The sequence below is a fragment of the Cohnella candidum genome (genome assembly GCF_003713065.1).
In the GTDB taxonomy this organism is placed as follows: Bacteria; Bacillota; Bacilli; order Paenibacillales; family Paenibacillaceae; genus Cohnella; species Cohnella candidum.
Map to the genome: position 1 here is coordinate 5,175,078 of NZ_CP033433.1, position 15,249 is coordinate 5,190,326.

General features: G+C 59.9%; 12 protein-coding genes. 9 read left to right on the forward strand and 3 right to left on the reverse strand.

The annotated features are described in order from the left end of the window. Position 1: 1 nt before the first annotated feature. On the forward strand, positions 2–1,090 hold the full coding sequence (locus EAV92_RS23870; RefSeq protein ID WP_123043391.1) for a Gfo/Idh/MocA family protein: 1,089 nt from the start codon (positions 2–4) through the stop codon (positions 1,088–1,090). A gap of 144 nt (positions 1,091–1,234) precedes the next feature. Further along, the gene (locus EAV92_RS23875) at positions 1,235–2,527 is read left to right on the forward strand and encodes a homocysteine synthase (protein WP_123043392.1); all 1,293 of its coding nucleotides are present in this window, start codon (positions 1,235–1,237) and stop codon (positions 2,525–2,527) included. 75 nt (positions 2,528–2,602) lie between these two features. On the opposite strand, the gene EAV92_RS23880 is transcribed toward EAV92_RS23875, so the two are convergent. The 3 genes from EAV92_RS23880 to acnA form a co-directional block, all read right to left on the reverse strand. After that, positions 2,603–3,793 carry a tetratricopeptide repeat protein gene (locus EAV92_RS23880; RefSeq protein WP_123043393.1) on the reverse strand — a complete coding sequence of 397 codons (1,191 nt, stop codon included), beginning with the start codon at positions 3,791–3,793 and terminating at the stop codon, positions 2,603–2,605. Between the two features lie 9 nt (positions 3,794–3,802). Further along, entirely contained in the window at positions 3,803–4,918 is a 1,116-nt protein-coding gene (locus EAV92_RS23885) for a SepM family pheromone-processing serine protease (RefSeq protein ID WP_123043394.1), read from the reverse strand. A gap of 155 nt (positions 4,919–5,073) precedes the next feature. Further along, a complete protein-coding gene (gene acnA / locus EAV92_RS23890; RefSeq protein ID WP_123043395.1) occupies positions 5,074–7,785 on the reverse strand; it encodes an aconitate hydratase AcnA in 2,712 nt (903 codons plus the stop codon). Between the two features lie 273 nt (positions 7,786–8,058). Between acnA and EAV92_RS23895 the strand changes: the two genes are divergently transcribed. From EAV92_RS23895 to EAV92_RS23925, 7 genes are all read left to right on the forward strand, one after another. Then, a complete protein-coding gene (locus EAV92_RS23895; protein ID WP_241158381.1) occupies positions 8,059–9,141 on the forward strand; it encodes an amidase domain-containing protein in 1,083 nt (360 codons plus the stop codon). Positions 9,142–9,211: 70 nt separating this feature from the next. Continuing rightward, positions 9,212–10,351, forward strand: coding sequence for a D-alanine--D-alanine ligase (locus EAV92_RS23900; protein ID WP_123043397.1), 1,140 nt, complete (start codon positions 9,212–9,214; stop codon positions 10,349–10,351). A 145-nt stretch (positions 10,352–10,496) separates the two neighbouring features. Further along, a complete protein-coding gene (locus EAV92_RS23905; RefSeq protein WP_123043398.1) occupies positions 10,497–10,814 on the forward strand; it encodes a hypothetical protein in 318 nt (105 codons plus the stop codon). Between the two features lie 81 nt (positions 10,815–10,895). Beyond that, positions 10,896–11,891: a UV DNA damage repair endonuclease UvsE gene (gene uvsE / locus EAV92_RS23910; RefSeq protein WP_123043399.1), complete on the forward strand. Its 996-nt coding sequence runs from the start codon at positions 10,896–10,898 to the stop codon at positions 11,889–11,891. Positions 11,892–11,990: 99 nt separating this feature from the next. Continuing rightward, positions 11,991–12,761: an enoyl-ACP reductase FabI gene (gene fabI, locus EAV92_RS23915; RefSeq protein ID WP_123043400.1), complete on the forward strand. Its 771-nt coding sequence runs from the start codon at positions 11,991–11,993 to the stop codon at positions 12,759–12,761. Positions 12,762–12,879: 118 nt separating this feature from the next. Next, positions 12,880–13,914, forward strand: a complete 1,035-nt coding sequence (locus EAV92_RS23920; protein ID WP_123043401.1) for an NAD-dependent epimerase — start codon at positions 12,880–12,882, stop codon at positions 13,912–13,914. Continuing rightward, on the forward strand, positions 13,911–15,221 hold the full coding sequence (locus EAV92_RS23925; RefSeq protein WP_123043402.1) for a UDP-glucose dehydrogenase family protein: 1,311 nt from the start codon (positions 13,911–13,913) through the stop codon (positions 15,219–15,221). The genes EAV92_RS23920 and EAV92_RS23925 overlap by 4 nt, the downstream gene beginning before the upstream one ends. Positions 15,222–15,249: the final 28 nt, after the last annotated feature.

A 15,249-nucleotide genomic window follows, 5' to 3' on the forward strand; every position in this document is an offset into this window, starting at 1 on the left:
AGTGAAACCGTTCAAAGTGGGGATTATCGGCGTCGGCAACATCAGCCCGATTTATTTCGAAGCGGGCCGCAAGTTCGACATCATCGAAATCGCGGCATGCGCGGACATGGATGTGCAGAGAGCGGCCGCCAGAGCTCAGGAATTCGGCATTCCCAAGGCGTGTTCGGTGGAGGAACTGCTCGCCGATCCGGAAATCGACATGGTCGTCAACCTGACGATTCCGAATGCGCATGCGGACATTCATCTCAAAATCCTCGAAGCCGGCAAGCATGCCTACGGAGAGAAACCGCTGGCGACGCTACTGGAGGACGGCCGCCTCGTTTTGGCCAAAGCGGAAGAGAAGGGGCTGCGGATCGGCTCCGCTCCGGACACGTTCCTGGGCGGCGGCATCCAAACCTGCCGCAAGCTGGTGGACGAAGGCTGGATCGGCGAACCGATCGCCGCGACGGCGTTCATGATGTACCACGGGCCGGAAATTTTCCACCCGAACCCGGATTTCCTGTACCAGAAGGGCGCGGGACCGCTGTTCGACATGGGGCCTTACTACCTGACGGCGCTGATTAACTTGATCGGTCCTATCCGCCGCGTAACGGGTTCGGCCCGCATCACGTTCCCGGAGCGGACCGTCACCAACCCGAGCAACTACGGGCGCAAATTCCCGGTCGAAACCCCGACGCACATCGCGGGCGTGCTGGATTTCGAGAACGGGGCGGTGGCTACCCTCATTACGAGCTTCGACGTTTGGGGCACCAAGACGCCTTACATCGAAGTCCACGGCACGGAAGGCACGCTGCTGGTTCCGGACCCGAATACGTTCGGAGGACCGGTTTACATTAAGAGATACGGCCACACCGATTTCGCCGAAGTGCCTCTGACTCACGGTTATACGGAGAACAGCCGGGGACTGGGCCTGGTGGATATGGCTTACTCTATCCGCGAAGGCGTTCCGCACAAAGCGAACGGAGAGCTGGCTTACCACGTGCTCGAAGCGATGCACGGCATTCTTCAGGCATCGCAGGAAGGCAAGCACTACGAGCTGACCAGCACGTGCGCGAAACCGGCGCCGCTGCCGATGAATTTCTTGCGGTAATTTCATAGATTGGAAGCGTGGATGGGCTGCCGATTGAATCGGCAGCCTATTTGATTGACAGAGTGGGAATAGAGGGTTAAACTTCCATTAAGCCGACTCGATCAGTCGGAATAAATGTAAGCCCTTAAAATGGAGGATGATCCCGTGTCAGAAGAGAGAAAGCTACAGCCTGAAACGTTAGCGGTCCATGCCGGACAGCAGCTGGATCCGGCGACTTTGTCCCGCGCGGTACCGATCTATCAGACGACTTCCTACGGCTTCCGGGATACCGAGCATGCCGCCAACCTGTTTGCCCTGAAAGAGTTCGGCAACATTTATACCCGTATCATGAACCCGACCTCCGACGTATTCGAGCAGCGCGTAGCGGCGCTGGAAGGCGGCGTCGGCGCACTGGCCGTGTCGTCCGGTCAAGCGGCGATCACGTACTCGATTCTGAACATCGCGGGCGCCGGCGACGAGATCGTATCGTCCTCCACGTTGTATGGCGGTACTTACAACCTGTTCGCGCATTCGCTGGCGAAGCTGGGCATCAAGGTGCATTTCGTGGACGCCGGCGATCCGGAAAACTTCCGCAAAGCGATCACGAGCAAGACGAAAGCGTTGTATGCCGAGACGATCGGCAACCCCAAAGGCGACGTCCTCGACATCGCGGCGGTGGCTGCCATCGCGCATGAGAACGGCATCCCGCTCATCGTGGACAACACGTTCCCGAGCCCGTACCTGCTCCGTCCGATCGAGCATGGGGCCGACATCGTCCTTCACTCCGCCACCAAATTCATCGGCGGTCACGGCACGTCCATCGGCGGCATCGTCGTCGACGGCGGCAAATTCGACTGGGCGGCCAGCGGCAAGTTCCCGGGCTTGACCGATCCGGATCCGAGCTATCACGGCGTGGCGTATACCGCCGCTCTCGGACCGCTCGCTTATATTATCAAAATGCGCGTGCAGCTGCTCCGCGACATGGGCGCGGCGCTTTCGCCGTTCAACTCGTTCTTGCTGCTGCAAGGCCTCGAGACGCTGCACCTCCGGATGGAGCGCCACAGCCAGAACGCGCTGGCGGTCGCGAAGTTCCTGGAAGCGAACCCGGCGGTCGATTCGGTGAGCTACCCGGGACTCGAAAGCCACGAGTCGTACGGTTTGGCGAAGAAATACCTGCCGAAGGGCCAAGGAGCCATCTTGACCTTCGAAATCAAAGGCGGCGTCGATGCGGGACGCAAGCTGATCGATTCCGTGAAGCTGTTCTCCCACCTCGCCAACGTGGGCGACTCCAAGTCGCTGATCATCCATCCGGCGAGCACGACGCACCAGCAGCTGGGCGAAGCCGAGCAAGCTTCCGCAGGCGTAACGCCGGGACTGATCCGTCTGTCCGTCGGCACCGAAGCGATCGACGACATCCTGTTCGATCTCGAGCAAGCGATCAAAGCCAGCCAGGCCTAATCTTACGGATTTTTCGATAAAGCAGAAGGACGCTCCCGCGGTTTGGCGGGAACGTCCTTTTTTTCGTGCTGAAGCTTACTTGGCCTTGATACGTTGCTGCACCCGGGCAGGCGCCTTGGAGGCGTTTTTGCCGAGCAGCTTCAAATATTTCTGGTAGTGGGCTTTGGCGTTTTTCTTGTCCCCAAGCGCCCATTCCGTATCCGCTGCGTTGAGGTAAGCTACCGCACGGGTAGGAGCCAGCTGGATCACGTTGAGCAGAATCGGTTTGGCTTCTTTGTAGCGTTTGGCTTCCGACAGGAAGAAGCCGTAATCGTTCAGCATGGGAATGAAAGTGGCGGCCGGCAAACGGCCTTCGGGATGGAAATCGGCGTCGGCGGTTTTGAGGTCCGCCGCCGTCAGCTTCCCAGTGCTCCATTCCCACAGTCCGTAGGGCTCGGCGTATTGCCGGAGTCCGTATTGCAGCATGTTCGCCGCGGACTTGGCATCGCCTTTCTTGTACGCGTCCAGGGATTTCTTATAAGCCAACTGAAGCGTCGGGGCGGCCAGGGAGAAGTATTCCTCGTAAAAAGCCGGGTACATCACGCCGGTTTCGCCGTCGCCTTCCAGTTTCATGAGACCGGTCAAGTCGGATTTTTTAAGCAAAGCGTCTTTCTGCTGAAAATAATCATCGGTAGGATCGCTGTACTCGTGGGACAGGACGTTCAGCTTGCTGCCGTCCCACTCCAGCGTGGCATCCGACTGGAACGCGCGGTACGGGGCTTGGCTCCAGAGCGTGATTTTGCTGCCTTCCACCTCGAGGTCGAACTTCGCCGTGTTGATGATGATGTCGCCTTCGTCGTCTTCGCTTACGGTATCCAGAGTCCGAATGTGAGTCACGGACTTGTCGGTCGCCAATAAAAGAAGGTAAAAGTGCTCGCCGGCGTATGTGGCGACGAGAAACTGCCGGAAGTAGCCGTCCGGCATCCCGCCGAGATTGACTTCGTAGAAGGGATCTCCTTCCATATAACTCGCTTCGTCTTTCGACATCTTGAGCTCTTGGGCGACGTATTCCCGGAGGGAAGGAAGCACGCGCCCCGGATCGTTCTCTTCATACAGCAGTACCGGCCAGACGGGCTGCGATACGGGATCCGTGGATTGGGCAGACGCCGCATAGACGGCGGAAGGGGCCGCGCCGATGGCTCCGATTGCGGAAGTGAAAGATGCCGCAACCGTCAGGCTGAGTGCCAGTCCGGCGAGACGCCGGCTCCAAGATGGGGTGGTTTTCAATCGCTATCCTCATTTCTTCGGCGGAAGCGAACGCAGGAAAGCCAGCGCATCCTTCAGGGAGGACACCGGGACCAGCTTCGGCTTCAGCTTCAAGTCTTTGACCGTTTTCTCGGCCGTATTCCAGTTGTCGAACCCTTGCACGACGGAATGGATGGACGTCACCGTTTGGCTCGGCGATTGTCCGTTCTTCCAATTCTCGATCCCGTATTGGGTATACGGCACGAGGAAGTAGTCGACGTTTTCTTTATCGGCGGCCATCAGCTTATATTGAATGCCGCCGATGAGTCCGACCTGGCCGTCCCCGTCGATCGTGCCGGTTCCCGCGATGCGGTAACCGCGGCTGAGGTCCTCGCCCGTCAGCTGCGCCACGATTTCGATCGTCATCATCAGCCCCGCCGAGGGGCCGCCGACGTCGTTGAAATCGAATTTGACCGGATCCGGGGGCGTGACTTTGATGACGCTGTTGTTTTGGAAGCCGATGCCCGGCCGATGTGTGTCCGGCATTTCGATGAGCGGCACTGTGACCTTGAACGGCTTTCCGCCCCTCGTGCCGGCCAGCTGTACTTTGTCTCCGGGCTTGCGGGAGGAGAGAGCGGCGACCAAATCCTCCGCCTTCAACGTGGCTTTGCCGTCGACGGACGTGATGATGTCGCCTTCCTGAAGGCCGTTATCGTCCGCTTTGGATTCCTTAAGGAAATTGACGACGATGACGCCTTTCTGCTGGACGTCGATTTTGCGGTCCATGGCGCCGTAAGCGGCGAGCATCGCGGTCGCTTCGGAGCTGTCGCGCATCCAGGAGAGCAGGTTGCGGTAAGCGGCCATATTCGTCGTGCCGCCGGTCGCTTCTTGCTCGGTGTGGATATCCATCCGCGGATTCAGCCATGCATAGGCGAGCGACAGTGCGCTGGGCTTGGAGTAGGTGGACACCGTCGTGAACAGGATCGAGCCTTTTTCGTCGAGCTTATGGCCCGTTTCCACGCGCGGATGCACGGGCTCGGCCGATCCCGGACCGTAGATGACGTAAGGCCAGGACAGGAACTGCGCGGCGCCGACGACGAGCAGCAGAATGACGAGGATAATCGCGGTGAGATAGCGCCTGAAGAAGGACGCTTTGGGAGTGGACAAGGATGGCACCTCCGGACGCCGAATCGATTGAAACAAGTCGGTTCCATTATACCCGACTTGGCATGTCCAACCAAACGGGAAATAAGAAAAGCCTTCCAGCCGCCGCGCGAACGGCGATTGGAAGGCTTCTTCGGTTTATGCCACGGTCAGTCGGATTACTTCTGGCCGGCGAGCATTTGGCGCAGCACCGTTTGCAGGATGCCGCTGTTGCGGTAGTAGTCGACGTCGACCATCGAGTCCAGGCGGACGACGACCGGGAATTCGAACGACGTGCCGTCTTCGCGTTTGGCGGTGACGGTAATCGTCTGGCCCGGCGTCACGTCGTTGGACAGGCCGTTGATTTCGAACGTTTCGCGGCCGGTGATGCCGAGCGTTTTCCAGCCTTGGCCCGGTTGGAATTGCAGCGGCAGAACGCCCATGCCGACGAGGTTGGAGCGGTGGATCCGTTCGAAGCTTTCGGCGATGACGGCTTTCACGCCCAACAGGAACGTTCCTTTGGCCGCCCAGTCGCGCGAGCTTCCGGTGCCGTATTCTTTGCCGGCGATGACGACCAGGTTCGTGTTGCTCTTCTGGTACTTCATCGATGCGTCGTAGATGGACATCACTTCGTCGGTCGGCAGGTAGGTCGTGACACCGCCTTCCGTGCCCGGAGCCACTTGGTTGCGGATCCGGATGTTCGCGAACGTGCCGCGCATCATGACTTCATGGTTACCGCGGCGGGAGCCGTAGGAGTTGAAGTCTTTCTTGTCGACGCCGTGCTCGGTCAGGTACAGGCCCGCAGGGCTGTCGGCTTTGATGTTGCCGGCCGGGGAGATGTGGTCCGTCGTGACGGAATCGCCGAGCAGCGCCAACACGCGAGCGCCTTTGACATCGTGGATGTCGCCGGCTTGCGTGCCCAGGTTCGAGAAGAACGGCGGGTTGGCGATGTAGGTCGACTTGTCATCCCACTCGTAGATCTCGCCTTTCGGCACGGGGATTTGGTTCCACTGCTCGTTTTGCGTGAAGACGTGCTCGTATTTGCTGCGGAACATTTCCGGGTTGAGCGCCGTCGCGATCGCTTGCTGGATTTCCTCGTTCGTCGGCCAGATGTCCTTCAGGTACACCGGCTGGTTGTTGCCGTCGAAGCCGATCGGGTCGTTGGCCAGGTCGATGTTGACCGTGCCGGCGAGCGCGTAAGCGACGACGAGCGGCGGGGAAGCGAGGTAGTTCGCTTTGACTTGGGCATGGACGCGGCCTTCGAAGTTCCGGTTACCGGACAGGACGGCGGCGACGGTCATGTCGTTCTCGGCGATGGCCAGGCTGACTTCGTCCGGCAGCGGGCCGGAGTTGCCGATACACGTTGCGCAGCCGTAGCCGGCGACGTGGAAGCCGAGTTGCTCCAGGAACGGCAGCAGGCCGGCTTTGGTCAGGTAGTCGGTGACGACGAGCGAACCCGGCGTCAAGGAGCTCTTGACATAGCCCGGTTTCTTCAGGCCGCGCTCGACCGCTTTCTTGGCCACGAGACCCGCGCCCAGCATAACGCTCGGGTTGGAGGTATTCGTACAGCTCGTGATCGCGGCGATGACGACGGCGCCCGTGCCGAAACGGCTGCTTTGGCCGCTCGGGTGTTTGACTTCGACCGTTTCGTCGATTTTGCTGTCGGACAGGCCGTAGCCGCCTTTGTCGATCGGCGTGCGGATGATGTCGTTGAACGCCTTCTTCATGGCGGTCAATTCGACGCGGTCCTGAGGGCGTTTTGGGCCGGCCAAGCTCGGCACGATCGTCGACAGGTCGAGCTCGATGACGTCGGTGAAGACCGGATCCGGCGTTTCGTCCGTGCGGAACATGCCGTTGGCTTTATAGTAGGCTTCGACGAGCTCGATTTGCTTGTCGTCGCGGCCGGTGAGGCGCAGGTAGTTCAGCGTTTCGGAGTCCACCGGGAAGAAACCGATCGTCGCGCCGTATTCCGGCGCCATGTTGGCGACCGTCGCGCGGTCGGCGAGCGTGATGTTCGAAAGTCCGGGGCCGAAAAACTCGACGAATTTGCCGACGACGCCCTTCTTGCGCAGGATTTCGGTAACGGTCAGCGCGAGGTCGGTCGCGGTTGCGCCTTCCGAAAGCTTGCCCGTCAGTTTGAAGCCGATGACTTCCGGCATGACGAAGTACAGCGGCTGGCCGAGCATGCACGCTTCGGCTTCGATGCCGCCGACGCCCCAGCCGACGACGCCCAGACCGTTGATCATGGTCGTGTGGGAGTCGGTGCCGACGAGGGAGTCCGGGAACACTTCGGTAACGCCGTCTTTGTTCTTCTTCGCGGCGACGGAAGCGAGGTACTCCAGGTTGACCTGGTGGACGATACCGGTTGCCGGAGGAACGGCGCGGAAATTATCGAACGCGGTTTGCGCCCAACGCAGGAAGCGGTAGCGTTCCTCGTTGCGCTCGAACTCGATGTCCATGTTGTACTTGAGCGCTTCGGGAGAGCCGAAAGCGTCGACCATGACGGAGTGGTCGATAACGAGATCGACCGGCACGAGCGGGTTGATCCGTTTCGGATCGCCGCCGGCTTGCTTCACGGTGTCGCGCATGGCCGCCAAGTCGACGACGACGGGAACGCCGGTGAAGTCTTGCAGAACGATGCGCGCGGGAATCAAGGGGATTTCCTTGTCTTCGCGGCCTTCGGCCCAAGTGGCCAATTGCTTGATGTGTTCCAGCGTGATGCCGCGGCCGTCGAATTGGCGAACGGCGGCTTCAAGCAGAACTTTCATGGAGAAAGGAAGTTTGGATACGGGGCCCAGGCCTTGTTCTTCCAGAGCCTGCAGACGATAGTACCGGAACGTTTGCCCGGACGACTGCAGGTCGGCTTGGACTTGATACGGTAAGGTGGACAAGTAGTTCAGCCTCCTTGCGGACGATTACGTTGTTTCACTCTGTGAAACACGATTTCATAAAACATTTCCGTATTTCAGTATACTCTCTCGGCCTTGCGCCGTAAAGACTTTTTGCCCATAAGCCTTAGAATCCGCACGCCCGTTCCGTTTCATCCGAATTCCGCTAAAATGGCTTGCCCCGCGCGGTCCGCGTCATGCGCCCGCCCTCCCGCGAATAAGATAAATCGACGCCATCCGAGTTACGCAGCGGGAAGGGGAAAGGGGGAAGGTCCGGTGCCGGAATCGCATAAAAAGCAAGCGGACTGGAAGGAAACTTTGTACGGTTACGTGAATGCGGTGAACGAAGCGGGGCTCCGGGGGGATCCGTCCGCCCTGCGCGCGGTGCCGGACGCTCTCCACCGCAATCGGCTTTCGGCGCGCCTGACGGAAACGGCCAACCGGGAAGCCCTGCTTGGTATCCGCACGGTGCGCAGCGAAGTGCGTGCGCGGATCGAGCGCCATTCCGAAAACGGCAAGGACGTGTGGGCGGACGTCTCGCTTCATTTCGTGCGTTCTTGCGAGCAGCTCGGCGTCACCTGGCAAGAGGAACGCGTCGATCGGGAGAGGCTCCGTTTCGTTTCCGCCGGCAAAGAGTGGAGGCTCGATGCGGCGGAGCCGCTGGCGATTGAAGGGCGGTTCCGTGCGGTCGTCCCGCAGCCGGATGACGAGCTGGAAGATTTATTTGAGCGAAGGGACGCGATGCCATCCGTTCCTTATATTAATATGAACCCTCGCGGGCGCTTTCAGTCGAGGGTGTATGCGGGGCCGGGGGCGGACGGGGCCTACGGTTACGATCCTTACCGGAGGGGCATCCCGTATCGCCGTGCCGAGGCCGTCGCGTATGCCGAGAGATGGTGGAATGACCCGAATCCCGCCTACCATAATTTCGAAGTAAACTGCACGAACTACGTGTCCCAGTGCATCTTTGCAGGCCATGCGCCTATGAACTATACTGGGAGAAGGGAAACGGGCTGGTGGTACCAAGGCATGTCGAACGGCCGCGAAATGTGGAGTTTCAGCTGGGCCGTGGCCGACAGCCTGCAGCGGTATTTGGGGCATCCCAGAAGCAGCGGTCTCCGCGCGGAAGCGTTGGGTTCTCCCGACGGCCTGCAGCTCGGGGACGTGATTTGTTACGATTGGGACGGTTCCGGACGGTTCGGCCACAATACGATCGTGACCGCGTTCGCGCCGGACGGATCGCCGCTGGTCAACGCCAATACGGTCGCGAGCCGCCACCGCTACTGGGACTACCGGGATTCATACGCATATACCAGCAGAACCAGGTACCGTTTTTTCCACATCCACGACGAGTTTTAAGCGACGTTTTAAGCGATCAAGCAACGGGTATGGGTATGTTATCCAGAAGACAGGCATACGGAGGTAAGTCATGGGGAACAAAATCCGCGTCGGCCTCGTATACGGAGGACGATCGGGAGAGCATGAAGTGTCGCTGCAGACCGCGCTGGCGGTTTTGAAGGCTTTCGATTACGGAAAATACGAACTGATTCCTTTTTATATCACGCATTCGGGACAATGGCGCTCGGGACCGTTGCTGCAGGCGCCTCCGGCGGCGGTGGCGGAGCTGCAATTCGGCGGAGGGGCTGCTGATGGCGAGGCCGGCGCGGGCGCGGGGTATGCGCTTCAGCCGGTGCTTCGCGGCATGTCGGAGAGCATGCTCGCCGAAGGCGAAGGGGCTGCGGGCGACGGGAAACCCGTCGACGTCATGTTCCCGCTGCTGCACGGCACGTTCGGGGAAGACGGGACGATCCAGGGTCTGTTCGAGATGGCCGGGCTGCCGTACGTCGGGGCGGGCGTTCTCGCTTCGGCGGTCGGGATGGACAAGGTCGCGATGAAAACGATGTTCGCGCAAGCCGGACTGCCCCAAGTTGGGTACCGCCACTTTACCCGGTTCGGCTGGAAACAAGACCGCGAGGCACGCTTGGACGAAATCGAGGAGCTCGGCTACCCGTGCTTTGTCAAGCCGGCCAACCTCGGCTCCAGCGTCGGCGTCTCCAAAGCGCGCAACCGCGATGAGCTGGCGGCCGCGATCGAAGAAGCGCTGCGGTTCGACCGCAAAGTCATCGTCGAGGAATTCGTCGACGCTCGGGAGATCGAGGTCAGCGTGCTCGGCAACGACGAGCCCCGCGCTTCGGTCCCCGGCGAGATCCGCAGCTCCAATGAATTCTACGATTACAAAGCCAAGTACATCGACGGCAAGTCGGAGATGGAAATCCCGGCGAACCTGTCGCAGGAGGTTGTTGATGCGGTTCGCTCGATGGCCGTGCGCGCCTTCTTGGCGATCGACGGCTCCGGCCTGTGCCGCGCCGACTTCTTCCTCCGCCGCAGCGACGGCGCGTTGTTCATCAACGAGGTGAACACGATGCCCGGCTTCACGCCGTACAGCATGTACCCGCTGATGTGGAAGGAAACCGGCGTCTCGTACCAGGAGCTGCTCGACACGCTCATCCGTTTGGCGCTCGAGCGCTACGAGGAGAAGCAGTCGATCGACTACGGCGGCGGGAATTAAGGGTGTTTGATCAAAGAGCGGCAGCTTATGCCGCTCTTTTTCTTTGGTTAGTGGTTAGTGACACGCAGTACCCCGCAAGCCCCGCCCTTCCTTTTCCCCGCGCCGCCAGCTTATAATGGTCAAAATAACTGTTGGAGGGATCGCCATGGGCTTCCAGACGGAGTTCAATTCGGTGTGCAAATTCAAATCGGACCGCGAGCTTTACGAGCTGCTCGAATACGGCCGCGGCAAAATGGTCAAAAAACACTTCCGCGTTTTCCCGACCGGCCAAAAAGTGATCGCCTACGCGCCGGACAACCGGGCGGTCGCCATCGTCCGCATCGTCGCTTCGATCGCGGAAATCAACTTCGCCGGCGAAGAAGTGACCGAAGTGGAAATGGAGCTTATCCGCAAGCTGACCGACGAAGAGGCGCGGGTGCAAACGGCTTTGGCGCATGAAATGTTTTTCGGAGACCAAAAGTAAACCGTAGCCGCGAAACATCCCCCTGCATGAGCGGCACCTACCTAACCATGAGCCCGAAATGCGAAAGGGGATCCGACCGCCATGATCGTCCGCTTCGGTTACGTCGCCATGTCCGTGCAGTTGGAAAACGCGTCGCCTTCCCGCACGATGACGATGGCGACGTTCTCCAAGCTGCCCGACCGGGAAGCCGGTTTGCGCCGCCTTGAGCAAATTGCCCGGGAAAACCTTCACAACACGATGCGCCTGCTGAAGCACAACCGCTACATGGACGTCCATGTTTACCGGCTGACGTCCAAACTCATTCCGCTCGCCACGCACCAGGATATGAGCGACTGGGACCCCTATACGCCGCTGGCCGACGACTTCGCGGAGGTAGGGGCTTTCGCGCTCGAACACGGCATCCGGCTTTCGTTCCATCCCGACCATTTTACGGTGCTGAGCACGCCCCGTCCCGAGGTGTACGCGAACTCGGTCCGCGATCTCCGCCACCATGTGAAAATGCTCGAAATGATGGGGCTGGACGAGAAGGCGACCTGCAATATCCACGTCGGAGGCACTTACGGGGATAAGGAAGCCGCCGGCCAGCGTTTTATCAAGCAATTCAACGAAATCGAAGAGCACATCACCCGCCGGATTACCCTCGAAAACGACGACAAAACCTTCACCGCCGCCGAGACGCTCGACATTTGCGAGCAAGTGGGCGCTCCTATGGTGCTGGACCTTCACCATCACGCGGTCAACAATCCGGACAACGATCGTCCGGAAGAGCTATGGCCTCGGATTCTCAAGACATGGGAGCGGAACTACGGCCACTCCTTGCCGCCCAAAATGCACATCTCCAGCCCCAAAAGCGAAAGCGACCCCCGCGGACACGCGGACCATGTCGACTCCGGACCCCTTGTGAGCTTCCTGCTAGACATCGCCCCGGAAACGCCCGCCATCGACGTGATGATCGAAGCCAAACGCAAGGATGAAGCGCTGCTGCGCCTCATGGACGACATGCGCGCGCTGGAGTCCAAAGGCGCTCCGATCACCGTCACGGGAGGGGCGAGCATCGAGGTTCAGCCTCGCGGATAACGGTTGCAATCCCGTTCCAAATGCGTTACGTTGGACAAGTAGGCGGCCGATGGCAAAAATGGGAGCCGTTTCATTCCGTTAGAGGAGGAATCACGAGAGATGGACGGATTGCTGCAAGGCAAGAACATCGTGGTCATGGGCGTGGCGAACGAACGGAGCATCGCGTGGGCGATCGCGCAGTCGCTGGCATCCCAAGGCGCGCGCTTGGTATTTACATACGAGAGCGAGCGGGTCGAAGAACGCGTGAAAAAACTCGCGGACACGATTCCCGGCTCTATCACGCTTCTCTGCAACGTGACGTCCGACGAGGATATCGAATCGCTCGCCGCCCGCCTGAAAGACGAGATCGGCGTGCTGCACGGCATCGCGCACTGCATCGCTTTCGCCAAGGCAGAGGAGCTGGACGGCGCTTACGTCAACACCTCCCGTGCCGGTTTCGCCCTTGCGCACGACATCAGCGTTTACTCCCTGACGGCAGTCGTTCAGCGGCTGTATCCTCTCATGACCGAGGGCGGCAGCATCGTCACGATGACCTATCTCGGCGCGGAACGCGCCCTTCCGAACTACAACGTCATGGGCGTGGCCAAAGCCGCGCTGGAAGCTTCCGTCCGCTATATCGCGGCGGATTTGGGGCAGCATAACGTCCGGATCAACGCGATTTCCGCCGGTCCGATCCGCACGCTGGCCGCCAAAGGCATCGCCGGATTCAATACGATTTTGCGGCAGGTCGAAGAGAAAGCCCCGCTGCGGCGCACGACGGAGGCGGCCGAGGTCGGCGACACGGCCCTGTTCCTGATGAGCCATTGGGCGCGCGGCATTACGGGTGAAGTCATTTACGTGGACAACGGCTATAATATCGTAGGCATTTGATTTCTTCCTTCAGGGGACGAGAAGAGACAGCAGCCTTTCGGCTCGCTGTTTTTTTTCGTGGGAAAGCCGCTTCCCGGCGTCCGGCTCCCGCATAAGGATGTGTAAAAGGAGGTTTCCGATGAAACGGATAATGGTTACCGGCAGCGCGGGATTCATCGGTTACCACACGGCGGCGCGGCTCCTTCGGGACGGGCACGAGGTTGTCGGAATCGACAATCTGAACGCCTATTACGACGTCGGTCTCAAGCAAGCCAGGCTGCAGCGGCTGATCGACCAGTCGCCGGACGCATTTACGTTCGAACGAATATCGATTGCGGACCGGCAGCAAATGGAGCGGGTATTCAAGGAACACCGGCCGACGCACGTCATTCATATGGCTGCGCAAGCCGGGGTGAGGCACAGCTTGAAAGAGCCGCATGAGTACGCGGAGTCCAACCTGGTCGGTTTCCTGAACGTTTTGGAAAGCTGCCGCAGCCATTCCATTCGCCATCTGCTGTTTGCTTCCTCGAGCTCGGTATACGGATCGAACGAGAATTTGCCCTATTCCGAGCATCACTCGGCGGAACATCCTCTCAGCTTGTACGCAGCCACGAAAAAAGCGAACGAAATGATGGCCCATTCCTACGCTCATCTGTACGGCATTCCTTCCACCGGTCTGCGTTTTTTCACGGTTTACGGCCCATGGGGGAGACCGGACATGGCCTACTACTCCTTCGCCCGAGCGATCGTGGAAGGCAGACCGATCCAAGTCTACAACCAGGGCCGAATGAAGCGGGACTTCACGTACATCGACGATATCGTGGAAGGCATCGTTCGGCTGTTGGACCGTCCTGCCGTACCGGATCCCGATTGGGATGCCGAGCGTCCGGATCCAGCCGTCAGCAGCGCGCCTTACCGCATTTATAATATCGGGAACCATGAGCCGGTCCCTCTGCTGGATTTCATCTCGATATTGGAAAAAGAACTGGGAATGCCCGCCGTTAAAGAGTTTCTGGATATGCAAAGCGGAGATGTCGTGGAAACGTTCGCGGATACGGCGGACTTGCGGAGGGATGTCGGGTTTGCGCCCAGCACGCCGCTGGAGATCGGATTGGCCCGTTTCGCGGAGTGGTTTAAAACTTATCATTCGGTCGGCAAGGAGGCAGGCAAGTGAAAAGGATCGCGATCCTGGGCACGGGATACGTCGGCTTGGTAAGCGGAGCCTGCCTCGCGGAGCTTGGCCATTCGGTCGTATGCTGCGACACCGACACCTCCAAAATCGCCTCTTTGCAGGCCGGCGCCCTCCCGTTTTACGAGCCGGGTTTGCCGGAACTGCTGAGCCGGAACGCCGCTAACGGGCGACTAACCTTCACGGCCGACCCATCACAGGCGGCGGCTCAAGCGGAGCTGATCTTCATCGCGGTCGGCACGCCGATGGGACCGGGCGGCGATGCCGACGTTTCGTCCGTGCTCGCGGCGGCTTCGTCGATCGGACAAGCTCTCCGGCCGGACGCCGTCGTAGCTGTTAAAAGCACGGTTCCCGCGGGGACGACGCGTCTCGTGCGCGATACGATCGCGGCGCAAACAACGCATCCCTTCGAAGCAGCGTGCAACCCCGAATTCTTACGGGAAGGAACCGCCGTTTCGGATTTCACGCGGGCGGAACGGATCGTCATCGGCACCGCCAGCTCACGCGCCGGAGACGTTTTGGAGGCACTTTACGCTCCGCTTGGAATTCCTATCGTCCGCACCGGATGGGAAACGGCGGAACTGATGAAATACGCCAGTAACGCTTTTCTCGCCATGAAAATCTCCTTCATCAATAATATGGCCCAGTTGTGCGAAGCCACGGGAGCGGATGTCACTGAGCTCGCATATGGCGTGGGGCTGGATACCCGAATCGGGACGAAGCATTTTTCGGCGGGGATCGGCTACGGGGGCTCCTGCTTTCCTAAGGATGTACAAGCCCTGCTCCACATGGCGGAGTCTGCGGGTCACGATTTTGAGCTGTTGAAGCCGGTCATCCGAACAAACCGGATGCAGCCCTTGCGCTTCGCGGAAAAAGTGAAGGCGACGCTCGGCAGCCTCAAAGGCTTGAAACTGGCCGTGCTCGGCTTGTCCTTCAAGGCCGGAACCGACGATATGCGCTCGGCGCCCTCCATTCCGATTATTCGATTTCTGTTAAGCGAGGGGGCCGCCGTTCGGGCTTACGATCCGCAAGCGACCCGGAAAGCGAAGCTGGAGCTGGGAGACGGCCCTGTGTACACGGATGACCTGCGCCAAGCGGTTGAGGGCTCCGATGCCTGCCTAGTGGTCACGGAATGGCCGGAAATCGCGACTTTGGATTTGCCGAGCCTTCGCAGTTGGGTGCGAAGGCCGATCCTCTTCGACGGCCGGAACCTGTTTTCCCCCGCGGCCATGGACGAAGCCGGGTTCGATTACTACTCCATCGGGCGTCCGCCCGTGCTGGCGGCGCGTTGAACTGGCCGGGCCCCCGTGTTATGTTTAA

Bases quoted from the DNA above. Each gene is read 5' to 3' on its own strand.
- EAV92_RS23900 (WP_123043397.1), top strand. From the start codon at position 9,212: ATGGGGAACAAAATCCGCGTCGGCCTCGTATACGGAGGACGATCGGGA.
- EAV92_RS23905 (WP_123043398.1), top strand. From the start codon at position 10,497: ATGGGCTTCCAGACGGAGTTCAATTCGGTGTGCAAATTCAAATCGGAC.
- fabI (WP_123043400.1), top strand. From the start codon at position 11,991: ATGGACGGATTGCTGCAAGGCAAGAACATCGTGGTCATGGGCGTGGCG.
- EAV92_RS23920 (WP_123043401.1), top strand. From the start codon at position 12,880: ATGAAACGGATAATGGTTACCGGCAGCGCGGGATTCATCGGTTACCAC.
- uvsE (WP_123043399.1), top strand. From the start codon at position 10,896: ATGATCGTCCGCTTCGGTTACGTCGCCATGTCCGTGCAGTTGGAAAAC.